This is a genomic window from Luteimonas changyuni (genome assembly GCF_039548395.1).
Classification (GTDB): domain Bacteria; phylum Pseudomonadota; class Gammaproteobacteria; order Xanthomonadales; family Xanthomonadaceae; genus Luteimonas.
The window spans coordinates 1-24,394 of the sequence record NZ_JBCLUZ010000009.1 but is presented as its reverse complement, the minus strand read 5'-3'; the positions used below and the strand labels follow the sequence as shown (position 1 = coordinate 24,394).

General features: G+C 69.6%; 22 protein-coding genes. 13 read left to right on the top strand and 9 right to left on the bottom strand.

All coding sequences use genetic code 11. From position 1 onward, the window contains the following. Window positions 1–50: 50 nt before the first annotated feature. Entirely contained in the window at window positions 51–1,760 is a 1,710-nt protein-coding gene (locus tag WCD84_RS05340) for a M28 family metallopeptidase (RefSeq protein WP_343280673.1), read from the bottom strand. A 66-nt stretch (window positions 1,761–1,826) separates the two neighbouring features. Beyond that, window positions 1,827–2,513, bottom strand: coding sequence for a polymer-forming cytoskeletal protein (locus tag WCD84_RS05335; RefSeq protein WP_343280672.1), 687 nt, complete (start codon window positions 2,511–2,513; stop codon window positions 1,827–1,829). Between the two features lie 62 nt (window positions 2,514–2,575). Here WCD84_RS05335 and gpmI point away from each other — a divergent pair, with 62 nt between their 5' ends. The 3 genes from gpmI to WCD84_RS05320 all read left to right on the top strand — a co-directional run bounded on the left by gpmI (window position 2,576) and on the right by WCD84_RS05320 (window position 6,977). Then, window positions 2,576–4,120 carry a 2,3-bisphosphoglycerate-independent phosphoglycerate mutase gene (gpmI, locus tag WCD84_RS05330; RefSeq protein WP_343280671.1) on the top strand — a complete coding sequence of 515 codons (1,545 nt, stop codon included), beginning with the start codon at window positions 2,576–2,578 and terminating at the stop codon, window positions 4,118–4,120. Continuing rightward, complete coding sequence (locus WCD84_RS05325) at window positions 4,117–5,457, top strand: murein hydrolase activator EnvC family protein (protein ID WP_343280670.1); 1,341 nt, start codon at window positions 4,117–4,119, stop codon at window positions 5,455–5,457. Before gpmI ends, WCD84_RS05325 begins: the two co-directional genes overlap by 4 nt. Before the next feature lie 86 nt (window positions 5,458–5,543). Further along, window positions 5,544–6,977, top strand: a complete 1,434-nt coding sequence (locus tag WCD84_RS05320) for a S41 family peptidase (RefSeq protein ID WP_343280669.1) — start codon at window positions 5,544–5,546, stop codon at window positions 6,975–6,977. Here WCD84_RS05320 and WCD84_RS05315 read toward each other — a convergent pair. After that, complete coding sequence (locus tag WCD84_RS05315) at window positions 6,971–7,663, bottom strand: rhomboid family intramembrane serine protease (RefSeq protein WP_343254681.1); 693 nt, start codon at window positions 7,661–7,663, stop codon at window positions 6,971–6,973. The two genes, WCD84_RS05320 and WCD84_RS05315, sit on opposite strands and share 7 nt — an antisense overlap. Window positions 7,664–7,800: 137 nt before the next feature. On the opposite strand from WCD84_RS05315, the gene WCD84_RS05310 reads away from it, so the two are divergent. Then, complete coding sequence (locus tag WCD84_RS05310) at window positions 7,801–9,141, top strand: OmpP1/FadL family transporter (protein ID WP_343280668.1); 1,341 nt, start codon at window positions 7,801–7,803, stop codon at window positions 9,139–9,141. Window positions 9,142–9,220: 79 nt separating this feature from the next. Here WCD84_RS05310 and WCD84_RS05305 read toward each other — a convergent pair whose 3' ends face one another. Further along, window positions 9,221–9,646, bottom strand: a complete 426-nt coding sequence (locus WCD84_RS05305; RefSeq protein ID WP_343280667.1) for a hypothetical protein — start codon at window positions 9,644–9,646, stop codon at window positions 9,221–9,223. Window positions 9,647–9,882: 236 nt separating this feature from the next. Next, entirely contained in the window at window positions 9,883–13,047 is a 3,165-nt protein-coding gene (putA, locus tag WCD84_RS05300; protein WP_343280666.1) for a bifunctional proline dehydrogenase/L-glutamate gamma-semialdehyde dehydrogenase PutA, read from the bottom strand. 245 nt (window positions 13,048–13,292) lie between these two features. Here putA and coxB point away from each other — a divergent pair, with 245 nt between their 5' ends. From coxB to WCD84_RS05275, 5 genes are read left to right on the top strand one after another with little or no spacing between them, the layout of a single operon-like run. Then, window positions 13,293–14,264, top strand: a complete 972-nt coding sequence (gene coxB / locus WCD84_RS05295; protein ID WP_343280665.1) for a cytochrome c oxidase subunit II — start codon at window positions 13,293–13,295, stop codon at window positions 14,262–14,264. A 23-nt stretch (window positions 14,265–14,287) separates the two neighbouring features. Then, a complete protein-coding gene (gene ctaD, locus WCD84_RS05290; protein ID WP_343280664.1) occupies window positions 14,288–15,961 on the top strand; it encodes a cytochrome c oxidase subunit I in 1,674 nt (557 codons plus the stop codon). Beyond that, window positions 15,945–16,085, top strand: a complete 141-nt coding sequence (locus WCD84_RS05285) for a hypothetical protein (protein WP_343280663.1) — start codon at window positions 15,945–15,947, stop codon at window positions 16,083–16,085. Before ctaD ends, WCD84_RS05285 begins: the two co-directional genes overlap by 17 nt. Further along, window positions 16,082–16,681 carry a cytochrome c oxidase assembly protein gene (locus tag WCD84_RS05280; protein WP_449280066.1) on the top strand — a complete coding sequence of 200 codons (600 nt, stop codon included), beginning with the start codon at window positions 16,082–16,084 and terminating at the stop codon, window positions 16,679–16,681. Before WCD84_RS05285 ends, WCD84_RS05280 begins: the two co-directional genes overlap by 4 nt. 22 nt (window positions 16,682–16,703) lie before the next feature. Further along, window positions 16,704–17,588, top strand: a complete 885-nt coding sequence (locus WCD84_RS05275) for a cytochrome c oxidase subunit 3 (RefSeq protein WP_343280662.1) — start codon at window positions 16,704–16,706, stop codon at window positions 17,586–17,588. A 118-nt stretch (window positions 17,589–17,706) separates the two neighbouring features. Here WCD84_RS05275 and WCD84_RS05270 read toward each other — a convergent pair whose 3' ends face one another. Further along, window positions 17,707–17,925, bottom strand: a complete 219-nt coding sequence (locus WCD84_RS05270; protein WP_189498142.1) for a twin transmembrane helix small protein — start codon at window positions 17,923–17,925, stop codon at window positions 17,707–17,709. A gap of 60 nt (window positions 17,926–17,985) precedes the next feature. Between WCD84_RS05270 and WCD84_RS05265 the strand changes: the two genes are divergently transcribed. From WCD84_RS05265 to cyoE, 4 genes are read left to right on the top strand one after another with little or no spacing between them, the layout of a single operon-like run. After that, window positions 17,986–18,705, top strand: coding sequence for an SURF1 family protein (locus tag WCD84_RS05265; protein WP_343280661.1), 720 nt, complete (start codon window positions 17,986–17,988; stop codon window positions 18,703–18,705). Continuing rightward, window positions 18,702–19,292, top strand: coding sequence for a hypothetical protein (locus WCD84_RS05260; protein WP_343280660.1), 591 nt, complete (start codon window positions 18,702–18,704; stop codon window positions 19,290–19,292). The genes WCD84_RS05265 and WCD84_RS05260 overlap by 4 nt, the downstream gene beginning before the upstream one ends. Further along, a complete protein-coding gene (locus WCD84_RS05255) occupies window positions 19,292–20,470 on the top strand; it encodes a COX15/CtaA family protein (protein WP_343280659.1) in 1,179 nt (392 codons plus the stop codon). The genes WCD84_RS05260 and WCD84_RS05255 overlap by 1 nt, the downstream gene beginning before the upstream one ends. 1 nt (window position 20,471) lies before the next feature. Continuing rightward, entirely contained in the window at window positions 20,472–21,392 is a 921-nt protein-coding gene (cyoE, locus tag WCD84_RS05250) for a heme o synthase (RefSeq protein WP_343254602.1), read from the top strand. A 28-nt stretch (window positions 21,393–21,420) separates the two neighbouring features. Here cyoE and WCD84_RS05245 read toward each other — a convergent pair whose 3' ends face one another. The 3 genes from WCD84_RS05245 to WCD84_RS05235 all read right to left on the bottom strand — a co-directional run bounded on the left by WCD84_RS05245 (window position 21,421) and on the right by WCD84_RS05235 (window position 24,027). After that, the gene (locus WCD84_RS05245; RefSeq protein WP_343280658.1) at window positions 21,421–22,269 is read right to left on the bottom strand and encodes a protein tonB; all 849 of its coding nucleotides are present in this window, start codon (window positions 22,267–22,269) and stop codon (window positions 21,421–21,423) included. Between the two features lie 74 nt (window positions 22,270–22,343). Further along, complete coding sequence (locus WCD84_RS05240) at window positions 22,344–22,763, bottom strand: hypothetical protein (protein ID WP_343280657.1); 420 nt, start codon at window positions 22,761–22,763, stop codon at window positions 22,344–22,346. Window positions 22,764–22,779: 16 nt separating this feature from the next. After that, complete coding sequence (locus WCD84_RS05235; RefSeq protein ID WP_343280656.1) at window positions 22,780–24,027, bottom strand: DNA/RNA non-specific endonuclease; 1,248 nt, start codon at window positions 24,025–24,027, stop codon at window positions 22,780–22,782. Between the last annotated feature and the right edge of the window lie 367 nt (window positions 24,028–24,394).

Here is a 24,394-nt window from a genome sequence, read left to right as displayed (position 1 = left end):
CGTGTTGCGGAAAGGTGCGGGTCGATGGCGACCCGCCGCGTTCCGCAGGGTCAGTCGCCGCCGCCGGCGCGCATGTCGTCGCGCGCGGCCTTGAAGGCGTTGCCTTCGTACCAGTTCGGCCAGCTGCCGTCGTCGGACAGGGTGCGGCCGACGCCGTAGAGCACCTCGAGGTCCTGCAGCACGCCGTCGAGGTTCCACGACGGGTCGAACTCGTCCGCCGGCTTGTGGTACGCGACCTCGCCGTAGCGCTTCGCGTACGCGGCGCCGGCGTCCGTGCCGCCGTCGAGCAGGTCGTCGCCACCCTTGGCGTACAGCGCCGGCACGCCGGCCTTGGCGTAGTTGAAGTGATCGGAGCGGAAGAAGAAGCCGCCGGCCGGGTTGCCTTCGGCGACGATCACCCGCTCCTGGCCGTCGGTGAAGGTTTTCAGCACGTCCTCGAGCTCCGAGTTGCCCTTGCCGACCACGACCATGTCGCGCGACGGACCGGCGACGCTCATCGCGTCGAGGTTGATCACGGCGACGGTGTCCTCCAGCGGGAACGCGGGGTGTGCGACCTGGTACTTGGAGCCCAGCAGGCCCGATTCTTCCAGGGTCACGGCCACGAACGCGATCGAACGCTTGGGCTGGCCGTCGGCCTTGAACTTCTCCGCGATCTCGATGATGCCGGCGATGCCGGTGGCGTTGTCGATGGCGCCGTTGTAGATCGTGTCGCCTTCGCCCTCGTGGGTGCCCAGGTGGTCCCAGTGGCCCATGTAGACGATGGCTTCGTCGGGCGCTTCACTGCCGCGCAGCACGCCGATGACGTTGCGCGACGAGCTTTCCCTGGTGGTGCTGGCGAGGTCGAAGGACACGCGCGCGTCCAGCGGCACGGCGCTGAAGCCGCGCTGGTTGGCGGCGGTGTACAGCGCCTCCAGATCCTGGCCGGCATCGGCGAAAAGCTGCGTCGCGGCTTCGGCGCTCAGCCAGCCCTGGGCCGGCAGGCGCGGCTCCGGATCGTCTGAAGCGCGGAGGTCGAACTGCGGGCCGGACCACGAATTCTTGACCACGTCCCAGCCGTAGGACGCGCCGGCGGTGTCGTGGATGATCAGCGCGGCGGCGGCGCCCTTGCGCGCGGCCTCTTCGAACTTGTAGGTCCAGCGGCCGTAGTAGGTCATGCGCTCGCCTTCGAACAGCGAGTCGTCCTTGGCGTGGAAGCCCGGGTCGTTGACCAGGATGACCACGGTCTTGCCGGTGACGTCGATGCCGGCATAGTCGTTCCAGCCCAGCTCCGGCGCGTCCACGCCGTAGCCCACGAACACCAGGTCGCTGTCGGCGACCTTGACCTCGGCCTCGCCGGTGCGGGTGCCGATCACCATGTCGGTGCCGAACGCGAGCTCGCGGGGCTCGCCGGCGACCTCCATGTGCAGCACGGTGGATTCGTCGGCGGTGGTCTCGACCATCGGCACGGTCTGGAAGAAGCTGCCGTCGTCGCCGCCGGGTTCCAGCCCGATGCGCTCGTACTGCGCCTTGATGTATTCAACGGTCATCTCGCCGCCGGGCGAGCCGGGCGCACGGCCCTGGAACTCATCGGAGGACAGCGTCTTCACCATCTCGGCGAAGTCGTCCTTGCTCAGCTCCGGGCTGAACGCGTGCGTGGAGGCGGTCGCGGCCGGCGCATCGCCGGTGTTGGCCGCGGTGCCGGCGGCGGCGGGCTCGCCGTTGCCGCACGCGGCCAGGGCGGTGGCCACGGCGAGGCTGAGCACAAGGTGGGTCGGTCGCATTCGTCGGGTCCTGCAGAAGTGGAATCCCCGATTCTATGCGTTCGGCGCCCTGCGGGGGCGCGGGCTTCAGTCGCTGGCGCGGGGCGGCGCGGTCGCCGTCGAATAGGGCACCGGCGTGGCGCCGCTGATCTCGCCGACGCGTGCGCTGTCGTGCACGTACAGCGTGACCTCGCGTTCGAACTCCAGGGGGCCATCGACCACGGCGCCCGGTCCGATGATGATCCGCTGGCGGCGGGTGCTGATGCGGATCGGCATCCAGTTGGCGCTGGGCTTGTCGACGTGCAGGCGTCCGCGCACGTGCGAGCCGGCGCCGATGGTCACGTTGCCGCTGCTGGTGGTGACGTCGCCGGCCACGACCGTCGCGACCAGGCCGATGGCACCGTTGACGGTCTCGACGTCGCCCTCGACCTCGCCGCCGCGTCCGATGAACACACTGCCGTTGACGGTTTCCACGCTGCCGCCGATGCGCGCGCGTTCGCCCGCGTGGATGCCGCCGTTGACCGTCGACAGTCCGCCGCTCGCGATGTCGTTGCCGGCGCGGATGGCGCCGTTCACCGTGCTGGCGTCGCCGCTGCGGGCGCCATCGTCCAGGGTGATGCTGCCGTTGACGGTTTCCAGCCGGCCGTACTCGCTGCCGGCATGGGCGGTGATCGCGCCGTTGACGCGGTTGATGTCTTCGGCGGCCAGCGCGGAGCCGGCGGCGAGCGCGGCGATGAAAAGAAGGGCGAACCGGGGAGTCTGGCGGATGTCCATGGCCCGAGTCTGCGCCGGCCGGCGCTACAATGCATGCGTCCAACGTCACAGGGTCGAACGTCGTGCCTGAGCCCGATTCCGTCCGCCGGCCGAAGCCGGTGGTGCTGCTGATCCTCGACGGCTGGGGCCATCGCGACGATCCCCGCGACAACGCGCTGGCGCTCGCCGACATCCCCAACTGGCGGCGCCTGTCCGCGGCGCATCCGACCACCCTGGTGCACACCGAAGGCACCCACGTCGGCCTGCCCGACGGGCAGATGGGCAACTCCGAGGTCGGGCACATGAACATCGGCGCCGGACGCGTGGTCTACCAGGACCTGACCCGGGTCGACGCCGCGATCGCCGACGGCAGCTTCTTCGCCAACGACGGCCTGCGCGCGGCATGCGCCGCGGTGAACGCTTCGGGCGGCACCCTGCACGTCATGGGCCTGCTCTCGCCCGGCGGCGTGCACAGCCATGAAGCGCACGTGCTGGCGATGCTTGAGCTGGCGAAGCGCGAAGGCGTGGCCCGCGTCGCCGTGCACGCGTTCACCGACGGCCGCGACATGCCCCCGCGCTCGGCCGCGCCCAGCCTGCGCGCGCTGGCCGATGCCTGCGCGCTGCATGGCAATGCGCGCATCGCCAGCGTCAGCGGGCGCTACTACGCCATGGACCGCGACCAGCGCTGGGAGCGCGTGCGCCTGGCCTGGGACGCGATGGTCGATGCGCGGGCGGAACACGTCGCGCCCGATGCCATGGCCGCGCTAGACGCCGCCTACGCGCGCGGCGAGAACGATGAATTCGTGCGGCCGACGGTGATCGCCGGCGCCGAACCCATGCGCGACGGCGACGCGATCGTGTTCATGAACTTCCGCGCCGATCGCGCGCGCCAGCTCGCCGCGGCGTTCGTGGCACCGGCATTCGATGGATTCGCCGCGCGGCGCCCGGCGCTGGCCGACTTCACCTGCCTGACCGAGTACGACGCCACCCTGCCGGTGGCACTGGCGTTCGCGCCCGACGACCTGCGCAACACCCTGGGCGAAGTCCTGGGTGCCAACGGCCTGGCCCAGCTGCGCATCGCCGAGACCGAGAAGTACGCCCACGTCACCTTCTTCTTCAACGGTGGCCGAGAGACGCCGTTCGCAGGCGAGGAGCGCATTTTGGTGCCGAGCCCCAAGGTCGCCACCTATGACCTGCAGCCGGAAATGAGCTGTCCCGAAGTGACGGCGAAGCTGGTGGCCGCGATCGCCTCAGGCCGCTTCGACGCCGTGGTCTGCAACTTCGCCAATCCCGACATGGTCGGCCACACCGGCGACCTGCAGGCCGCGATCCTGGCCGTGGAGGCGGTGGACCGGGCGCTGGGCGAGGTCGCCGCCGCGGTCGTCGCGCAGGGCGGCGAACTGCTGGTCACCGCCGATCATGGCAACGTCGAAATGATGCGCGACCCAGTCACTGGCGAGCCGCACACGTCGCACACCGTCGGTCCGGTGGATCTGATCTATGTCGGTGGGCGCGGCGACGCGACCCTGCGCACGGGCGGTTCTCTGCGCGACCTCGCGCCAACGATGCTCGACCTGCTGGGCGTCGTGAAGCCGGTGGAGATGACCGGTTGCAGCCTGCTGGCGTGAACCCGGGCCTGGCCACGCCGCCGCGACGCGACTGCCTGCCCCGGCGCGTGCCCTCGCGGCCGCTGCTGGCCGGGTCCGTGCCGCGGCTGCTGCTGCTGTCGACGCTGCTGTTGCTGGTGGCCGTCTCCATCGGGCCGGCATCGGCCCAGGACAGCCGCGACGCGCAGCGCCGGCTGGACAGGGTCAAGCGCGAACTCAACGAGGTCGGGCGCGAACGCCGCCGCATCGAAGGCGACCGCGGCAAGGCCAGTCGCGAGCTTCGCGAGGCCGATGAGCGCGTGGCCCGCAATGCCCGGGAACTTGCCGCCACCGCGGCGGCGCTGGCGCAGCAGCAGCAGGCGCTTGCGGATCTGGAAATGCAGCGGGACGTCCTCGCCGAAGGCCTTTCGACGCAGCGCGAGGAGCTTGCCGGGCTGCTGCGCGCGGCCTATACCGTGGGCGCGACCACGCCGCTGAAGCTGCTGCTGGCACAGGATGATGCCGCGGGCGCCAATCGCAGCCTGGCCTATCACGGCTACCTGCAGCGCGGCCGCGGCGCGCGGATCGCGGAGCTGTCGGCCGAACTCGCCGGACTCGAGGAGATGGAACAGGCGATCGCTGCCGAACGCGCGGCCCTGGTCGCCACCAGCGAGCGCCAGCGCGCGCAATCCGAAGCGCTGGAGCGCGAGCGCGCCGAGCGCGCCAGGGCGGTGGCCGGACTCGATGCCAGTTACAGGGACCGCAGCGAGCGCGAGAAAGCCCTGGGTGCCGACGCGAAATCGCTCGAGCGCCTGCTCGCGCGCCTGCGCGAGGCGGCGCGCAAGGCCGAAGCCGAGCGCAAGGCCGCCGCCGCACGCCGCTCGGCCGCGGCCGCGGCCGCGCGCGATGGCGACAAGCCGGGCGCTGGCAGCAGCGTGCGCGGCAGCCCCGTGCCCGAGGCGCCGAAGGTGACCGTGGCACGCACCTCCGCGGTCCAGGTCGGCGGCCTGTCCTGGCCCCTCAGCGGCAGCCTGCTGGCCGGCTATGGCGCGCGCATGCCCGACGGCCGCCGCAGCGACGGCGTGCTGGTTGCCGCCGCCGCGGGCACCCCGGTCACCGCGGTGGCCGAAGGCACGGTGGTGTTCGCGGAATGGATGACCGGCTACGGCCTGATCCTGATCGTCGACCACGGCAACGGCTACATGAGCCTGTACGCGCACAACGACAGTCTGCTCAAGAACCCCGGCGACCGCGTCCGCCGCGGCGATGCGGTCTCCACCGTCGGCACGTCCGGCGGCCAGGGCCGCGCGGCGCTTTATTTCGAGCTGCGCCGCGACGGCAAGCCCGTGGATCCCGGCACCTGGCTGCAGAAGCGCTGACGGGCGCCGCCCCGTGCCGGCGGCATAATCGACTGAACCCGCGCGCGGATGCGCGGTCCAAATCCCGTTCCCTCCCGGAGTTCCGCATGCGCGCCAGCCTGTTGACGCTCGCCCTCGCCAGCCTGTTGGCGCTGCCCGCCATCGCCCAGGACGCGCCCGCCGTGCCCGCTGCGCCGCCGGTCGCGCCTGAGGCCGCGCCGCAAAAGCAGGCCGTCCCGCCACCGCAGGATGCAGACACCGACACCGACACCGATGCCGACACCGACACCGACACAGACACCGATGCCGATGCCGACATCGCTGCTGCGGCGCCCTCCGTCGACGGCGATCCCGCCAGCGCGATTCCGCTGGAAGAGATCAGCCGCTTCGTGCTGGTGTTCAACGCCGTGCGCGCCGGCTACGTCGACGAGGTCGAGGACCGCGAGCTGATGCAGGCGGCGATCCGCGGCCTGTTGCTCGACCTCGACCCGCACAGCGCCTATCTCCAGCGCAGCGACGCCGAAGCCTTCGAGGAGGGCACCACCGGCGCCTACGAGGGCATCGGCGTGGAGGTCATGCAGCTGCCTGACGGCCGCATGCGCGTGATCTCGCCGATGGACGGCAGTCCGGCACAGCGCGCGGGCATCCGCTCCGGCGACGTGATCGTGGCCGTGGACGGCGAAGAGCTGACGCCCGCCAGCCACGAGGGAAGCGGACCGCTTCGCGGACCCCCGGGCACCGAAGTCGGCGTCACCATCGTCCGCGAGGGCGAGGCCGCGCCGCTGGAGCTGCGCGTCGCGCGCGCGGTCATCCGCACGCCCAGCGTGCGCGGCAGCATGCGCGAGCCCGGCTTCGGCTATATCCGCATCGCCGGCTTCCAGGCCGATACCGCCAGCGACTTCGCCGATACCCTGGACGGACTCCAGGCCAGCGCCGGCGTCGACGGCCTGCGGGGGCTGCTGGTCGACCTGCGCAGCAACCCCGGTGGCCTGTTGACCTCGGCGGTGCAGATTGCCGACGACCTGCTGGAGAGCGGCGGCATCGTCAGCACCCGCGGCCGCATCCAGGTGGGCGACACCGCCTTCAGCGCGACCCCCGGCGAGCGCATGCGCGGGCGTCCGGTGGTGGTGCTCGTCGACGCCGGTTCGGCAAGCGCCTCCGAGGTGCTGGCCGGCGCGCTGCGCGACAACGACCGCGCCTGCATCGTCGGCAGCCGCAGCTTCGGCAAGGGTTCGGTGCAGACGGTAATGCCGCTGGACAACGGCGATGCGGTCAAGCTGACCACGGCGCGCTACTTCACGCCCGACGGCACCTCCATCCAGGCCCGCGGCATCGAGCCCGACCTGGTGCTCGACGTCAAGGGCGCAGCGGTTGCCGGCTTCGGCGAAATCACGCTGCCCGGGCACCTGGTCGCCGACGGCGAGGAGGGCAGCCGCGCCGGCCAGGTGCTCGACGGCGACGAGCCGGTGCAGCAGGCGATGGCCGCGCTGCGCCGCCTGGCCGATGGCGGCGAGTGCGTGCCGCCGCCGCTGGCTCAGTAACCCTTCTGCCGGCGCAGGCGGCGCGCGATGGCGCGCCGCGAGAACAGCGCGAAGACAACGCCGAACGCGAAGCCCGCGACGTGCGCCGACCAGGCCACGGCGCCGAACGCCGGGCCGATGTAGGCGAACACCACCTGCAGCAGCGCCCAGATCCCGATCAGCAGCGGTGCCGGCGCGCGCACGAACTCGAGGAACAGCCCCAGCGGCAGCACCACGCCCAGGTGTGCGCGCGGAAACAGCGCGAGATACGTGCCGATCAGCGCCGACACCGCGCCGCTGGCCCCGATCACCAGGCGGTCGGGCGTGTCGATCACCAGCACGGTCGCGAGGTTGGCTGCCGCGCCGCCAACCAGGAACAGGGCCAGCAGTCGCCAGGGCCCCATCACCCGCTCCGCGGGCAGTCCGAAGATCAGCAGGAACACCAGGTTGCCGAGCAGGTGGGCCCAGTCGGCGTGCACGAACAGCGCGGTCAGCAGCCGCAGGCCGCGCTCGCCATCGGCCCAGGACACCAGCAGGTCGCCCGGCCCCAGCGCGCCGGTAAGCGCGCCCCAGCGCACCATCAGCGCCTGCTCCACGGCTTCCGGGCGGGTGCTGGCCCACAGGTAGACGACCCACAGTGCCGCACACAGCAGGGGGGTTGCCCAGCGCATTGCGGGGCGGGAACGCGTCGGGATCGAGACGAACATGCGTTGCAGGCCGGGCAGGGACAATTCACAAAGATAACCGGCGGCAGGCGTGACGCGGGACACCTGTGCAGGACCATCCGCCACGGTATAGTGCGCGCCACACCACTATCCGCAAGCATTCTGTCAGGAGTTTTTCAATGCGTATCTCCCCCACTCTGCAGGCTTCGGCCCTCGCGCTCGGCATCCTCGGCGCACTGGCCCTGGCCCCCGTCCACGCGTCCGGCTTCCAGCTCAAGGAAAACAGCGTCAAGGGCCTCGGCGCCGCGTTCGCCGGCTCCGGCGTCAATGAAGGCGACGCCTCGGTCGTGGTCAACAACCCGGCCACGATGACCCGCTTCGAGGGCACCACGGTCCAGGCCGATCTTTCGGTCATCGACCTGAGCTACCGCTTCGAAGGCAGCGGCACCGACGCGCTCGGCCGCCCGCTCAACGGCGGCGACGGCGGCGAAGCCGGCGATGTCATCCCGATTCCCGCGTTCTCGGTGATCCACAAGCTCGACAACGGCCTGGCGCTGGGCGCCATGGTCAGCGCGCCGTTCGGCCTGAAGACCGAGTACGACCCCGACTGGCAGGGCCGCTACTTCGCCGACACCTCCGACGTGCAGGTCGTGAACCTGACCCTGTCGGCGGCGCTGGACCTCAACGACCACCTGTCGGTCGGCGTGGGCGCGGTGTACTCCAAGGCCGACGTGACCCTGTCCAAGGCCGTCGACTTCGGCACCCTGCTGTTCTCCAACCCGGCCACCCGCCCGCTGCCGTTCGCACTGCCGCAGGCCCGCGACGGCCACGCCGAGATCGAAGGCGACGACACCGGCTTCGGCTGGCTGGTCGGCTTCAACCTGCGCCCGACCGATCGCCTGGCCATCGGCGTCAGCTACCAGTCCGAGATCGATTACGAGCTGCGCGGCACCGCCGAATGGACCGTGCCCGGCGACGTGCGCGCGGTGTTCAACAGCAACCCGATGACCGCTCAGCTGTTCAACAACGGCAGCGCCGGTGCCCAGCTGACCACGCCGTCGACCTTCGCGGTCGTCGCCCGCTATGACTTCACCGACCGCTTCGCGATGATGGCCAACTGGACCGAAACCGGCTGGTCGTCGCTGCGCGAAGTGCGCGTCGAGTTCGACAACGCCGACCCGGACTCGGTCGAGCCCTTCGGCTGGGAGGACACCGCGTTCATGTCGTTGGGCGCGGAATACAAGCTCAACGACGCCTGGACCCTGCGCGGTGGCGTCGCGTATGACGAAACCCCGACCAGCATCGAGCACCGCACCCCGCGCCTGCCCGACGACGATCGCCGCTGGTACTCGATCGGTGCCACCTGGAACGTCAGCGATGCGATGGACGTGAGCTTCGCCTTCACCCACCTGAAGCCGAAGGATCCCAAGGTCGACTTCGCGTCCGGTGGCAGCACCATCAGCGGTCCCTACGAGGGCGACGCCAACCTGTTCGGCGTGTCGGCGCAGTACCGCTTCTGACGGCAGGCGGGTTTCCGCCGACGCAGGCAAAAGAAAAGCCCCGCGAAAGCGGGGCTTTTTGCGTAAAGAAACCCGCTAGTCAGTTGCCGATCTCGATCAGCTGGTTGATGTACACCGTGCGCAGTCCAACGCCCGGCGCGAGCGTGCAGCTGACGTTGAACGTGGTTTGGCTCGATGAGCCATTTGTCGGGAAATCGGTGGGGTCCCAGTAAATGGCGCCGGTGTCATTGGCCGCGATGGTGACCGACCGCGGTGAATATTCGGTGCTCCAGTCGGAGGCACCCATCACGCCGGTGCAACCTATGGTGACGCCCGCATCGGAATCGTTCTTGAAAAAGACGCCATGCCCTCCACTCGAAGCCTCCGCGAACTGCAGGCTGGTTGGCGAACAGGTCACGAACGCGGTTGCGGTGCCTTCGTTCTGGATGGCCAGGGGGCGCTTGCGGATCTGACCTTCGAAGTTGGGAAGGGCGGCCTGGCAGACACCGCTGCCGTTGGCTTGCATCCAATGGTTCTGAGTGGCGGCGCCAACAGGAAGGGCCGCCGCGATGGCGCCTGTGAGAAAAACGGTAGCTAGTGCGGTTCGCATGATTAATCGGGCTCCGGTTGTGGGCGGGTGCTGGCGCTAGGCCAGTCCATCCAGAACGATGAAAGCAGCACGGGCCGGACAAAAACGAGAGAGGGTCCCCGCACGGCAGCGGGGTCGATGACGGACCGCGGCTCCGCGCATGCCCGCCGGTTTCAGTCGCCCAGCGTCAGCAGCGATGCGTTGCCGCCGGCCGCCGTGGTGTTGATGGTGACGACTTTCTCGGTAGTGAAGCGCGGCAGGTAGTGCGGGCCGCCGGCCTTGGGCCCGGTGCCCGACAGTCGCTGTCCGCCGAAGGGCTGCACGCCGACCACCGCGCCGACCTGGTTGCGGTTGACGTAGACGTTGCCGACGCGCGCGCGCGCGGCGATCAGCTCGACGGTGTCGTCGATGCGCGAGTGGATGCCCAGCGTCAGGCCATAGCCGGTGGTGTTGATGGCATCGATCACCTGGTCGAGCTGGTCGGCCTTCCAGCGGATCACGTGCAGCGCCGGGCCGAAGTTCTCGCGTTCCAGCTGGGACAGCGATTTCAGCTCCCAGGCGCGCGGGGCGAAGTAGGTGCCGTGCGCGGTGTCTTCGCCCATCGCGGCGATCGCGATCAGGCGCGCCTCGTCCTGCATGCGCGCGGCGTGGCGGTCGAGCATGCCCAGCGCGTCGGCGTCGATCACCGGGCCGACGTCGGTCGACAGCTCGCCGGGGTCGCCGACCTTGAGCTCGGCCATGGCGCCGGCGAGCATGGTGATGACCTTGTCGGCGATGTCGTCCTGCACGAACAGCACGCGCGCGGCCGAGCAGCGCTGGCCGGCGGACGTGAAGGCCGAGGCCATCACGTCCTTGATCAGCTGCTCGGGCAGGGCCGAGGAATCGGCGATCAGGGCGTTCTGGCCGCCGGTCTCGGCGATCAGGGTGCCGATCGCGCCGTCGCGCGCGGCCAGCGCGCGGTTGATCGCAAGCGCGGTGCCGTTGGAGCCGGTGAACACCACGCCGGCGATGCGCGGGTCGCCGGTCAGCGCAGCGCCCACGCTTGCGCCATCGCCGGGCACGAACTGCAGCACGGCCTCCGGCACGCCGGCCTCGTGCAGCAGCTTCACCGCCTCGAAGCCGACCAGGCTGGTCTGCTCCGCGGGCTTGGCCAGCACGCTGTTGCCGGTGACCAGGGCGGCGGCGACCTGGCCGATGAAGATCGCCAGCGGGAAATTCCACGGCGAGATGCAGGCGAACACGCCGCGCCCGGCCAGCTGCAGGGTGTTGGTCTCGCCGGTCGGGCTGGGCAGGGTTTCCGGTGCGGACAGGCTGCGCGCCTGGGCGGCGTAATAGCGCAGGAAATCGACCGCTTCGCGCACCTCGGCAACGCCGTCGGGAATGGTCTTGCCGGCTTCCAGCGTGCACAGCGCCATGAAGCGCGGCATCCGCTGTTCCAGCAGGTCGGCGGCGTGCTCGAGCAGGGCGGCGCGGCTGGCGACGGGGGTCGCGTCCCAGGCCGGCTGCGCGGCGACCGCGTTGGCCATCGCGCGCTCCACGGTGGCGGCGTCGGTGGTCTGCCAGCGGCCGACGGCGCGGCGGCGGTCGGCGGGGCTGGTGACGTCGATCCAGTCGCCGGCGCTGGTGGCGCCCGGGACCAGCGGCGTGGCCTGCCAGCTGCCGGGTCCGGCGGCCATCGCCGCGGCCAGGCTGCGCAGGTCGTCGTCGTTGGCGAGGTTGATGCCCATGGAATTGGTCCTGTCGGTGCCCTGGCTGCGAAGCATGTCGGCCGGGAGCGGGATGCGCGGGTGCGGGATGCTGTCGAACGCGGCCACGACGTCGACCGGATCGCGGACCAGGTCGTCGATCGGCACGTCGGTGTCGGTGATGCGGTTGACGAAGCTGGAGTTGGCGCCGTTCTCGAGCAGGCGCCGCACCAGGTAGGGCAACAGCTCTTCGTGGCTGCCCACCGGCGCGTACACGCGGCAGGGAACGCCCAGGCGGTCGGCCGGGATCACCTCGTCGTAGAGGTCGTCGCCCATGCCGTGCAGCTTCTGGAATTCGAACGGCCGCCCGGCGGCCAGCCGGTGCACGGCGGCGATGGTCTGCGCGTTGTGGGTGGCGAACATCGGGTACACGGCGTCGCCCACATCGAGCAGGCGGCGGGCATTGGCGAGGTAGCTGACGTCGGTATTGGGCTTGCGCGTGAAGACGGGGTAGTCCGGGAAACCGTCGACCTGGGCGCGCTTGATCTCGGCGTCCCAGTAGGCGCCCTTGACCAGGCGCACGGGGATCCGGCGCCCGCCGCGGCGGGAAAGGCCTGCGATCCAGTCGATCACGAACGGCGCCCGCTTCAGGTAGGCCTGCACGACGATGCCGAAGCCGTCCCAGCCGTCCAGCGACGGGTCGAGCCACGCGGCCTCGATCACGTCCAGCGACAGCTCCAGGCGGTCGGCCTCCTCGGCGTCGACGGTCAGGCCGATGCCGTGCTGCTTCGCCCGCTGTGCCAGATCCAGCACGCGCGGCGCCAGCTCGGCCAGCACGCGCGCGCGCTTGGCGTGCTCGTAGCGCGGGTGCAGGGCGGAAAGCTTGACCGAGATCGAGGGCGCGACGATGGCGTCGGCGGGGCGGCCGGCGTCGCGGCCGATGGCGTCGATCGCGGCCCGGTAGGCCTCGAGGTAGCGATCGGCGTCATGTCGGGTCAGGGCGGCCTCGCCCAGCATGTCGAATGAATAGCGGTAGTTGGCGTTGCGGCCCTTGCGCGCGCGCGTGAGCGCCTCGCCGATGGTCCGCCCCATCACGAACTGGTGGCCCATGATCTTCATCGCCTGGCGAACGGCCAGGCGGATCACCGGCTCGCCGGCGCGGCCGACCAGGCGCTTGAAGGCGCCGTGCACGTCGCGCTTGGTGCCGTCGGCCAGGTCGACCAGGTGGCCGGTGAGCATCAGGCCCCAGGTGGACGCGTTGACCAGCACCGACTCCGACTGGCCCATGTGCCGCTTCCAGTCGGCCTCGCCGAGCTTGTCGCGGATCAGGCGGTCGGTGGTTTCGCCATCCGGGATGCGCAGCAGGGCCTCGGCCACGCACATCAGCAGCACGCCTTCCTCGCTGCCGAGGTCGTACTGGCGCATGAAGGACTCGACCACGCCCTGGTCGGGCGCGCGCAGGCGCACCCGGCGGACCAGATCCGCGGCGGTGGCGGCGATCGCGGCCGCGTCTCCGGGCGGCTGGCGGGCCTCTTCCAGCAGGGCGCGGACCCGCGTCGCCTCGTCCGCAAGCCAGTGGCGGGTGATGTTCGTGCGCAGCGGATCGGACGGCGGGAGCGGGGCAGCCGGGAGGAAGTCGTTCACTGGGATCATGCGGGGGGAGGGAGCCTGCAATTCTAGCTGTCGGGGCGGGCCAGAGGCGCACCCGCAGGGCAGCTGCGGAGCCGCCGCGCTTGCCGGTCAGGCGGCGCGGCGGCTAACATCACGACGATCAGGCGCCACCCACCGGGGTGTGGCCGGTCCACTTGTCGGGGCGTCATGCCGGCCGGGGGCCTTCCGAACAACCGTTCCAACAGGCGGCCAGCCGGCTGCCACCGACCACATTTGGGGTTGCACGCATGAGGCAGGCGCGATTCTTGCGGTGGATTCTGGCGGCCGTCGCCGCGGCACCGGCAGCGGCATTGGCACAGTCGGCAGATCCGACCCGCTGGCAGCTGAACATGGGGCGCGGGGTCACGTCCTCGTCGCAGAACGCCTACGAGGCGCACATGCTGGTGCTGTGGATCTGCGTGGCGATCGGCGTGGTCGTGTTCGGTGCGATGGCCTACGCGATGTTCGCCTTCCGCAAGTCCAAGGGTGCGGTGGCCGCCAAGTGGAGCCACAACCTCAAGGCCGAAGTGGTCTGGACCGTGATCCCGGTGATCCTGCTGGTGATCATGGCCTGGCCGGCCACCGCCAAGCTGATCGCGATGTACGACACCCGCGAATCGGCGATGACCGTCAAGGTCACCGGCTACCAGTGGATGTGGAAGTACGACTACCTCGGCGAGGACGTCTCCATCACCAGCCGCCTCGACCGCGAGAGCGACCGCATCCGCCAGAGCGGCGAGCGCCCCGACCTGGTCGCCAATCCCTACTACCTGCTCGACGTCGACAACGAGCTGGTGCTGCCGGTGGACACCAAGATCCGCTTCGTGATCACCGCCGACGACGTCATCCACTCGTGGTGGGTGCCGGCGCTGGGCTGGAAGCAGGACGCGGTCCCGGGCATCGTCAACGAGCACTGGACCGAGATCCGCGAGCCCGGCGTGTACCGCGGCCAGTGCGCCGAGCTGTGCGGCAAGGACCACGGCTTCATGCCGATCGTGGTGCGCGCGGTGCCGAAGGACGAGTACGCAAGCTGGCTTGCATCGATGAAGCAGTCCGGCGCCGGCGTGCCAAGCGAGCCCTCGGCGGTGCCGCAGGGCGGTGACGGCAATGCCCCGAGCTCGGTCGACCCAGACATGGTCGACGACGTGATGCAGGGCGAGGAGCCCACCGCCCCGCAGGCGCCCGCCGCCGCCCCCGCCGACGCTTCCAGCGCCGGCTGACCGAATACGAAAGGCCGACACCCATGTCCACGCATACCGCCACCGCTGCCGCTCCAAACGAACACGATCACGACGATCACGCCCACAAGCAGGGCTTCGTCCAGCGCTGGTTCTTCTCCACGAACCACAAGGACATCGGCACGCTGTACCTGCTCTTCAGCTTCATGATGTTCATCATCGGGGCGGCGATGAGCGTGGTCATCCGCCTGGAGCTGGCGGTGCCGGGGTTGCAGCACGTCGACCCGCACTTCTTCAACCAGATGACGTCGATGCACGCGCTGGTGATGATCTTCGGCGGCGTGATGCCGGCCTTCGTCGGCCTGGCCAACTGGCTGATTCCGCTGCAGATCGGCGCGCCCGACATGGCGCTGCCGCGCATGAACAACTGGTCGTTCTGGATCCTGCCGTTCGCCTTCACGATGCTGCTGATGACCCTGTTCATCCCGGGCGGCGCGCCGGCCGGCGGCTGGACCATGTATCCGCCGCTGTCCCTGCAGGGCGGCTCCAGCATGGCCTTCGCGATCTTCGCCATCCACATGATGGGCATCAGCTCGATCATGGGCGCGATCAACGTCATCGCCACCGTGCTCAACATGCGCGCGCCCGGCGTGGACCTGCTGAAGATGCCGATCTTCCCGTGGACCTGGCTGATCACCGCGTTCCTGCTGATCGCGGTGATGCCGGTGCTGGCGGGCGCGGTGACGATGCTCTTGACCGACAAGTTCTTCGGCACCAGCTTCTTCAACGCCGCCGGCGGCGGCGACCCGGTGATGTACCAGCACATCTTCTGGTTCTTCGGGCACCCCGAGGTCTACATCATGATCCTGCCGGCCTTCGGCGTGGTCTCGGAGATCATCCCGACCTTCAGCCGCAAGCCGCTGTTCGGCTACCAGGCCATGGTGTACGCGACCGCCGCGATCGCTTTCCTGAGCTTCATCGTGTGGGCGCACCACATGTTCACCGCCGGCATGCCGCTGGGCGGCGAGATCTACTTCATGTACGCGACCATGCTGATCTCGGTGCCCACGGGCGTGAAGATCTTCAACTGGGTCAGCACCATGTGGAAGGGCTCGCTGACCTTCGAGACCCCGATGCTGTTCTCGATCGCCTTCGTGATCCTGTTCTCGATCGGCGGCTTCTCGGGCCTGATGCTCGCGATCGTCCCGGCCGACTTCCAGTACCACGACACCTACTTCGTGGTCGCGCACTTCCACTACGTGCTGGTCACCGGCTCGGTGCTGGCGCTGATCGGCGCGGTCTACTACTGGTGGCCGAAGTGGACCGGCCGCATGTACAACGAGGCCTGGGGCAAGTTCCACTTCTGGTGGACGATGGTCTTCGTCAACCTGCTGTTCTTCCCCCAGCACTTCCTGGGCCTGGCCGGCATGCCGCGCCGCATCCCCGACTACAACGTGGTCTTCGCCGACTGGAACCTGATCAGCTCGATCGGTGCGTTCGGCATGTTCGTCACGCCATTCATGATGTTCGGCATCCTGTTCCATTCGCTGAAGAAGGGTGCCGTGGCCCCTGCGCGTCCGTGGGAAGGCGCGCGTGGCCTGGAGTGGACCGTGCCGTCGCCGGCGCCGCACCACACCTTCACCACGCCGCCGGTGATCCGCCCGGGTGACCTTGCCCACGGCGACCTGGATCCGGAAGGCCATGAAGTCGAACCTGTCAACGATGCCAGCCGCGCCTGACCCGCACGATCCCGATCGCGTTGCCGCCCAGCGGCGGCGCGCGCTGCGCCTGGCGCTCGTGCTTGGTGCCGTCGCGCTGGCGATCTACATCGCGTTCATCCTTTCGGGAGTCCTGGCGTCATGACCGACAAGCGCTCCAATACCGCCGGCATCGGCAAGATGGTGCTGGCTGCGGGCGTGGCGTTCGCGTTCACCTTCTCGCTGGTGCCGCTGTACCGGATCGCCTGCGAGAAAGTCTTCGGCATCCGCCTCGACAACACCGCGGTTGATGCCGGCACCGCGGCCGCCGCCGGTGCCGCGGCCGAGGCGCGCATGGTCACGGTGGAATTCGACGGCGGCGTGAACTCCTCGCTGCCGTGGTCGTTCCGCCCCAACCAGGCGCGCATGCAGGTGCAGGTCGGGCAGCAGTACGAAACCACCTATTACGCGCACAACGACGCCGGCCGCGCGATCGTCGGCACGGCCACGCCGTCGGTGGCGCCGGCGCGCGCGTCGGGCTATTTCGCCAAGACCGAGTGCTTCTGCTTCACCGCGCAGACCCTGGCCGCGGGCGAGACGCGCGACATGCCGGTGCGCTTCATCATCGATCCCTCGCTGCCCGCCGACGTCAAGACCATCACCCTGTCCTACACTTTCTACAAGAACGACGTCCTGACCGAGCGCGAACAGGCCACCGCCGCCGCCGCGGCCGCGACCACCGTGCCGCACGCGGCACCCTGACCCAGCAACAACGGATACCGACATGGCACAGGCCCAAGCCGACCACCAAGACCCGAACATCTATTTCGTCCCGCACGACAGCAAGTGGCCGCTGTTCGCGTCGATGGCGCTGTTCGTCCTCTTCTTCGGGCTCGCGAGCTGGTTCAACGAGGTCTCCTGGGGCAAGACGATGTTCTTCGTCGGCGCCGCGGGCCTGATCCTGATCCTGTTCAAGTGGTTTGCCGACGTGATCCTCGAGTCGGTCTCCGGCTACCACAACCGCCAGGTCGACGGCTCGTTCCGCATGGGGATGGTGTGGTTCATCTTCTCCGAGGTGATGTTCTTCGCCGCGTTCTTCGGCGCGCTGTTCTATGCGCGCGCGCTGTCGCTGCCGTGGCTTGGCGGCGCCGGTGACGGCGTGATGACCAACGCCCTGCTGTGGGAGGGTTACAGCGCGGCCTGGCCGTCGGCCGGCCCGGGCGCGATCGGCGGCACCTTCCAGACCATTCCGGCCTGGGGCCTGCCGCTGCTCAACACCCTGATCCTGCTGACCTCGGGCGTCACGCTGACCATCGCCCACCACGCGCTGAAGGCCGACAACCGCCGCCAGCTGCTGGTGTGGCTGGGACTGACGGTGCTGCTGGGCTGCACCTTCCTGTTCTTCCAGGTCGAGGAATACATCCACGCTTACCGCGACCTCAACCTGACCATGGGTTCGGGCATCTACGGCTCGACCTTCTTCATGCTCACCGGCTTCCACGGCGCGCACGTGACGCTCGGCACGATCATGCTGGCGATCATCTGGTTCCGCTGCCTCAAGGGCCATTTCACGAAGGACAACCACTTCGCCTTCGAGGCGGTGGCCTGGTACTGGCACTTCGTCGACGTGGTATGGCTGGCGCTGTTCCTGTTCGTCTACGTGGTCTGATGCGCGCGCCCGCCAGGGCGGCCGTCATGGAATGACGAAGGCCGGCGATTGCCGGCCTTCGTGTCTGCGTCGCCGGACCGGATCGACGCCGCGGAACGGCGCCTCCGGCCGGATGCGCTCAGCCCTGGATGCCGTGCGGCGTGATCCAGCCCATCCAGATCGACAGGAGCACGATCAGGATCAGCGCCACGGACAGCGCGATGCGCCTGGTGAGCGCATTCACGGTGCGCTTGGTGGTGCCCTTGTCGACCAGCATGTAGTACAGGCCGGCGCCAAGGTTCCATACGATCAGGATCAGGAATCCGATGATGAGCAGGGTTTTCAGCGAATCACTCATGCGTGGCCTCCAGCGGGCCTGTGCGATCCCCGCAGTATCTCACCTCGGGTGGGCCACGCGATGAGCCGCAGCGCGAGCCTGTCCTTCGGCTGGGCACTGGCGCTGCTGGCCATCGCCGGCTTCTGTGCGCTGGGGCAGTGGCAGCTCGGCCGCCAGCAGCAGAAGCAGGCGATGCTGGACGAAGTGGCGGCGACCGTGGCGGCGCGCGCGCCGCTGGCGCTGGCTGCGGCGGCCGACCCCGCGCGCGTACGCGGATATGACTGGGTCGCCGGCCCGGGGCAGTTCGCCGAGGTGCCGACGGTGCTGCTCGACAACCAGCAGCGCGGCGGCCGCGCCGGCGTGCGCGCCTACCGTGTGTTCGTGCCCGAAGCGGGCAGCGATCCACTGCTGGTGGAACTGGGCTGGCTGCCGCTGCCCGGTGACCGCACGCTGCCGCAGGTGCCGCGCCCGGTCGGTGGCCAGGCGCTGGCCGGACTGCTGGCGCCACCGCCCTCGCACGGCATCGGGCCCGCCGGCTTCGCCGCGCAGGCCGATGGCACCCTGCTCGCGATCGGACTGGACCCGGCCGCGCTCGCGCCGCCCCTGCACCAGGCCGTGCTTGCGCCGCGGGTGCTGAAGCTCGATCCCGCGATCGAACTCGGCTACGCCCGCGACCTCGACGTGCTGCCCAATACCTTGCCGCCCGAACGCCACCTCGGCTATGCCGTGCAGTGGTTCGCGCTTGCCATTGCGGTGTTCGCCACCGCCCTGGTCCTCACTTTCCGCAGGCCCCGCACATGACCGACCCCACGACCCGACCGCCGGTGACCCCGCGCCAGCGCAACCGCAACCGCACGCTGCTGCTGCTGATCGTGGCGGTGTTCTTCGGCAGCGCGCTGGTGGCCGGCGCGCTGCGCTTCTCCGGCTGGCGCCCGGCGGGCATGAAGAACCACGGCGAGCTGCTGCAGCCGCCCGGCGACCTGCGCGAGGTGGTGCCGCAGCTGGTCGACGGTGGCCAATACCACTGGAACCCCGTCGAGCGCACCTGGCGGATCGTGGTCGCGCCGCCCGCGGACTGCAGCACCGCCTGCGTGGCCCTGTCGCAGGACCTGGACAAGGTCTGGCGCCTGTTCGGCCACAATGCCGACCATGTGCACATCCTCTGGGTCGGCGCGCCGCCCGAGGGCGCGCTTCAGAACCGCGTCTGGCACGTCATCGAGCCGGCACCCGCGTTCAACGCCGAGCTTCCCGGACTTGATGCAGGCGGCGCGCAGGGCGTGCCGGTGTATGTTGTCGACCCCCACGGCTTCGTCATCCTGCGCTACGCGCCGGGCTTCGATCCCGGCCACCTGCGCACGGACCTGGCGCGCCTGCTCAAGCTGAAGTGATGACCAACGGCCACGCCACGCACTACGGATCCCGCCACATCCACCGCCACTTCCACCGGATCGCCTGGCTGGCGGTGGCGCTGGCGCTGGGCGTGATCGTGTTCGGCGCCTTCGTGCGCCTGTCGCACGCCGGCCTCAGCTGCCCCGACTGGCCGACCTGCTACGGCCGCGCCACCTGGCCGCAGGCGGCGGAGCACGTCGCCGACCATGCCGCCAGCAGCATCCGCGAGTTCGAGGACCACAAGGCCTGGCGCGAGCAGGTGCACCGCCACGCCGCCGCGACCCTGGGCCTGCTGGTGCTGGCGATGGCGCTGCTGGCCGCGCGCCGGCGCCCGCGCGGCCTCGCCCAGGTGCTGGCCGCCGCCGGCGTGGTGGCGGTGGCGATCCCGGTGTACATGTCGGGCGCGCACGTGGCCGCCTCGGTGCTCGCGGTGGCGGGTGAAGCCATCCTGCTCGCGGCCGCGCTGCGCTGGCGCGGCGGCGACCTCGCGCGCGAAGCCTCGCTGACGCTGGCGGTGATCATCTTCCAGGCCCTGCTGGGCATGTGGACGGTGACCTGGCTGCTGAAACCGGTGGTGGTGATGGGCCACCTCCTGGGCGGGCTGCTGACCTTCTCGCTGCTCACGTGGATGGCCTGGCGTGCCCTCGACCGGCCGATCGTGCTGGCCTATGCCGGGCGGCTGCGCTGCCTGCTGTGGGGCGCGCTGGCGGTGCTGGGCGTGCAGGTCGCGCTCGGCGGCTGGGTCAGCGCCAACTACGCCGCGCTGTCCTGCGGCGCCGGCGGCTGGTCGATCGCGAATTTCCCGCAGTGCGGCGGCATGTGGCTCCCGCCCACCGATTTCAGCGAAGGCTTCGTGCTCTGGCGCGGCATCGGCGTGGACTACGAGGGCGGCGTGCTGGATGGCGCCGCGCGGATCGCCATCCATGTCGCGCACCGCCTGGGTGCGGTGGTGGCCGCGGTGGTGCTGCTGTGGGCCGCGGTGCGCATGCTGCGCACGCCGGGGCTGCGCGGCTGGGGCACGGTGCTCGCGCTCTTGACCGTGGCCCAGGTCACGCTCGGCATCCTCAACGTCAAGCTGTCGCTGCCGCTGCCGGTGGCGGTGATGCACAACGGCGGCGCTGCCCTGCTGGTGTTCGTGCTGGTCTCGCTGCTGGCGCGCCTGCGCGGGGTGGACTGACATGGCCGCGAAGTTCGGCCAGTACTGGCAATTGACCAAGCCGCGCGTGGTGGCGTTGATCGTGTTCACCGCGTTCGTGGGCATGTTCATGGCGGTGCCCGGGCTGCCGCCGCTGCGCGAGTCGGTGGCCGGTTTCATCGGCATCTGGCTGGCCGCCGCATCGGCCGCGGCCATCAACCACCTCATCGACCAGCGCATCGACAAGGTCATGGTGCGCACCTCCAACCGCCCGCTGGCCACCGGCAGCCTGGCGCCGGTGCAGGTGCTGGCGTTCGCGGTGTTCCTGGGGGCGCTGTCGATGACCCTCCTGGTGGCCCTGGTGAACGTGATCACCGCGGTCCTGACGTTCGCCTCGCTGATCGGCTACGCGATCGTCTACACCGGCTTCCTGAAGCGCGCCACGCCGCAGAACATCGTCATCGGCGGCATCGCCGGCGCGGCGCCGCCGCTGCTGGGCTGGTCGGCGGTGACCGGCATGCAGAACGAGTGGGACTGGGCGCACGCGCTGCTGCTGGTGCTGATCATCTTCGTGTGGACGCCGCCGCACTTCTGGGCGCTGGCGATCTTCCGCCGCGATGACTACGCGCGCGCGCTGGTGCCGATGCTGCCGGTGACCCACGGCGTGCAGTACACGCGCTGGCAGATCCTGCTGTACACCGTGCTGCTGGTGGCGGTGACCATGCTGCCCTGGGTGGCGGGCATGAGCGGCCTGTTCTACCTCGGCGGCGCGCTGGTGCTGGGCCTGGTGTTCCTGTGGTACGCATGGCGGCTGATGGACCCGCCGGACGAGTTCTTCGCCATGCGGGTGTTCAACTATTCAGTGGTCTACCTGATGGCGCTGTTCGCGTTCCTGCTCATCGACCACTGGCTGCTGCCGTTCCTGCAGCCGGGGCCGCTGCTCGAGCTGCATCGGGTGGGGTAGGTCGCACGCGGACAACGCCACGCCAGGTTCACGTTTCCGGCTGCAGCCGTGTCAAGAGCCGTGGGCCCGTACCGAGTTGCTGGATCGTACCGGCCGCCAGCGCATCGTTCGCGTTGTGGTCAGCTTCCCGCAGCCAGGGCGCCATCTGCCGCGGCCCCGGGATATAGGCGATCCAGCGCCCATAGTCGTGAACAGGCTCTCCCTGCATCACAAAGCTGATCATTGTGGTCGCGGACCAGTAGGGTGCGTCTGCCTGGTCCCCGGTCGTTGGCGGCCGGAAGACCCATTCGCGCGCCGCTTCGACCGCCGCCTTCGAAAACAGTGTCCTCAGGCGCTTCGACCTCGTACCGTTTGCCGCCGAGCGGAGGTTGACCTGCTCGACAGCCACGTCAAGTACCTCGCCCGCGCGCCCGATCTTCAGGACAACATAGACATCGCTGCTCGCGTACAGGAGCGCCGCCCTGGTCGGGTACGATGGCGGCTTCCGCGACACGACACCGACGGAACCGGTGTCACCTTCGTCGTACGCGCCGAAACTCGCACTGCGGATCGTGACTTCGACTCCATCGATCCCGGCACGCGCAGCGACAAGACGCACCCCCATGCGCGCGCGGGCCGGTACCGTGACACCGTCCACCATGACGGGCGCGAAGCGCCAGTCAGGTACCGCCTTGTCGATCACGTCCGCGACATACGGCGGCAATTCGTCCCTGTGATCCAGCTCGTAAGCGGACACGGAGCCGTCCGGCTCGATATCGACCATGCCGCTTACGACCATCGATGCTTGCGCCTGCGCGCGCATGTCCCGCTCACTCTGTGCCAGGACTGGCAGCGAACAGCTCGCGAGCAGCAATAGAAGAAAAACGCGTCCGAGCATCCCTGTGTCCTCGTGATCATGCCGTCCGGACGGTAGCCGGCACTGGACACGTCCGCAAGGGGAGGCCCTGGGCCCTATGCAACCGTTCCTTCGAATCCAGCGGGCGCCGCGCGTGCCGCCACATCCGCCAGCGTCAGCGGGGTGACATCCCAGCGCTGCGGTGCGTCGTATTCAAACTCCACCGCCATGCGCCCGCTGTCGCGCCACAGGCGGATGACGCAGGCGCCCCAGGGTTCCCTGCCGGGCAGGCGGGTGGCTTCGCGCAGGTCGTCGAAGGCCGGGCCCAGCGCCTCGGCGTCCGGCGTGGCGGCGGCGTAACCGCCGTCGGCGGCATAGCGGAAGCCGGTCATTCGGCGGGCGAGGACGCCGTCGCCGTAGCGGACGATCAGCGCATAGCCCTGCCATTCGCCGTCCGACACGGCGGGGTCCGCCACCAGCAGCTTGCCGATGCGGGCGATCAGTTCATTGCGATCCAGCGCGGGGCCTGCGTGCATGCGGGGCAGTCTGCCGTCAGGCGGCGGCCCTGTCGATCATGTCGGGCATGCGCCTGGAGGCGATGGCGTCGAAGGACTGGCCATCGCTGTTGCCGAAGGCGAGCAGCGAGGGGTCGTAGACGACGCTGCCGGTGACCGGGTCGATCACTTCGTAGTCGACGTGCACTTCGTCGGGGCGGGCCGCGTCATTGCGCACCAGGTCGATGTCGATCCGCACGTCCATGCCCGCGCCCAGCCAGTCGCTCCACTCCTGCTCCATCCTGGCGTAGGCGCCCTGGTTGAAGTTGCTGAACTGCGGGAACATGTTGACCTCGCCATGTCCCTGCGCGAAGCGGTAGGCCACGAGGTGGCCGACGTCGTCGCCGCTGCCCTTCATATCGTTGTCGGCGCGAAACCCGCTTTGCGCATTGCCCTCGATGCGGTCGGAGTCGCGGCCGCGGCTCGACGGCTCCCAGGTCAGCACCGCCTCGGCGCCGGTGGGGCGGCCTTCGGCGTCGAGCGTCCAGGTGATGTCGTTGACTTCGCCGGAGCCGGCTTCGGCCACGGTGCCGCGCACTGCGCCGGGCTCCACGTCCTCGCTCACGGTCACGGTGCCGTCGGGCACCTGGCCGGTCAGCAGCATGCGCGTGTACTGCCCAAGGTCGGCGCCGGCCGGGTCGGACAGCATGCTGGTGTGGCGGGTGAAGTCCTCGCGCTCCAGTGCGGGCGAGCCGGGGCCGCCGTCGCGCGGGGCGTCGAACAGGCGTTCGGAGCCGGTCATCACCCGCAGACCCTTCTTTTCGGTCATTTCAAGCGACAGGCGCAGGTCGTCGATGGAGGCCAGGTCGTTGGCCGCGGCGAGTTCGCGAAAGGCCGGTTCCAGCGCGGTGCCCGCGTAGTCGGCGCCGTGCACCTCGATGCGGGTGCGCAGCGGAATGGTCGCGGGATCGAAAGGATTGACCGATGCCATCGCCGCCGGCGTGGCCTCTTCGTTGCGCAAGGTGACCTCGTAGCGCACCGGCACATCGGTGGCGGCGCCGTCGGGGCCGTGCACGGTCATTTGGCCGCTGGCCTCGTAGTGGGTATTCCACTGGTCGGACCTTTCGTTGCCGGTGACCACGCTGCGCGGGTCGAGCTCGAAGGCGACCTCTTCGGGCCGTGCGTCCAGCAGCGCCGGATCCAGCGCCGGCTTGCCGGCATCGGGACGCAGCAGATTGCCGGGCCCATCGCCCCAAGGCTGCGGTGGAGGCAGGGAAGCGAGCAGGCTGTGGGTTTCGAACGACATGCGTCAGACACCGGTTGGCGGAAGCGTCGCAGCGAACGATACGGGGCCGTACCCATGGCCACCATTGGGGGAAACCCCTGTCTTCCGCATGACACATCAGATCCCGACCGTCCTTGCAGGAGCCGCTATGGCGGCGATCGCGGCCGGGCCGGAGCCGGTAGTCGCGGCTGTAGCCGCTTGTGTCTTAGCTTTGCCTTAGCGTGTAGGCGAGAGCGGAGTGCGGGACGCCGACAAGCCGGGGTGCCGTAAAGCACGTGTGGGAGCCAGGGCGCCCGCACTCCAGGCTCTTGCCAAAGCCCGAACAGTTGAACGAGTCAGCAGCTCGCACTGCACAAGCGTGGGCCGGCAAGAGTGCTCTCCCGTCCAG

Excerpts from the sequence above, each read along its gene's own strand:
- WCD84_RS05340 (WP_343280673.1), bottom strand. The coding sequence starts at position 1,760 with ATGCGACCGACCCACCTTGTGCTCAGCCTCGCCGTGGCCACCGCCCTG.
- WCD84_RS05335 (WP_343280672.1), bottom strand. The coding sequence starts at position 2,513 with ATGGACATCCGCCAGACTCCCCGGTTCGCCCTTCTTTTCATCGCCGCG.
- WCD84_RS05320 (WP_343280669.1), top strand. The coding sequence starts at position 5,544 with ATGCGCGCCAGCCTGTTGACGCTCGCCCTCGCCAGCCTGTTGGCGCTG.
- WCD84_RS05315 (WP_343254681.1), bottom strand. The coding sequence starts at position 7,663 with ATGTTCGTCTCGATCCCGACGCGTTCCCGCCCCGCAATGCGCTGGGCA.
- WCD84_RS05310 (WP_343280668.1), top strand. The coding sequence starts at position 7,801 with ATGCGTATCTCCCCCACTCTGCAGGCTTCGGCCCTCGCGCTCGGCATC.
- WCD84_RS05305 (WP_343280667.1), bottom strand. The coding sequence starts at position 9,646 with ATGCAAGCCAACGGCAGCGGTGTCTGCCAGGCCGCCCTTCCCAACTTC.
- putA (WP_343280666.1), bottom strand. The coding sequence starts at position 13,047 with ATGATCCCAGTGAACGACTTCCTCCCGGCTGCCCCGCTCCCGCCGTCC.
- coxB (WP_343280665.1), top strand. The coding sequence starts at position 13,293 with ATGAGGCAGGCGCGATTCTTGCGGTGGATTCTGGCGGCCGTCGCCGCG.
- ctaD (WP_343280664.1), top strand. The coding sequence starts at position 14,288 with ATGTCCACGCATACCGCCACCGCTGCCGCTCCAAACGAACACGATCAC.
- WCD84_RS05285 (WP_343280663.1), top strand. The coding sequence starts at position 15,945 with ATGCCAGCCGCGCCTGACCCGCACGATCCCGATCGCGTTGCCGCCCAG.
- WCD84_RS05280 (WP_449280066.1), top strand. The coding sequence starts at position 16,082 with ATGACCGACAAGCGCTCCAATACCGCCGGCATCGGCAAGATGGTGCTG.
- WCD84_RS05275 (WP_343280662.1), top strand. The coding sequence starts at position 16,704 with ATGGCACAGGCCCAAGCCGACCACCAAGACCCGAACATCTATTTCGTC.
- WCD84_RS05270 (WP_189498142.1), bottom strand. The coding sequence starts at position 17,925 with ATGAGTGATTCGCTGAAAACCCTGCTCATCATCGGATTCCTGATCCTG.
- WCD84_RS05265 (WP_343280661.1), top strand. The coding sequence starts at position 17,986 with ATGAGCCGCAGCGCGAGCCTGTCCTTCGGCTGGGCACTGGCGCTGCTG.
- WCD84_RS05260 (WP_343280660.1), top strand. The coding sequence starts at position 18,702 with ATGACCGACCCCACGACCCGACCGCCGGTGACCCCGCGCCAGCGCAAC.
- WCD84_RS05255 (WP_343280659.1), top strand. The coding sequence starts at position 19,292 with ATGACCAACGGCCACGCCACGCACTACGGATCCCGCCACATCCACCGC.
- cyoE (WP_343254602.1), top strand. The coding sequence starts at position 20,472 with ATGGCCGCGAAGTTCGGCCAGTACTGGCAATTGACCAAGCCGCGCGTG.
- WCD84_RS05245 (WP_343280658.1), bottom strand. The coding sequence starts at position 22,269 with ATGCTCGGACGCGTTTTTCTTCTATTGCTGCTCGCGAGCTGTTCGCTG.
- WCD84_RS05240 (WP_343280657.1), bottom strand. The coding sequence starts at position 22,763 with ATGCACGCAGGCCCCGCGCTGGATCGCAATGAACTGATCGCCCGCATC.
- WCD84_RS05235 (WP_343280656.1), bottom strand. The coding sequence starts at position 24,027 with ATGTCGTTCGAAACCCACAGCCTGCTCGCTTCCCTGCCTCCACCGCAG.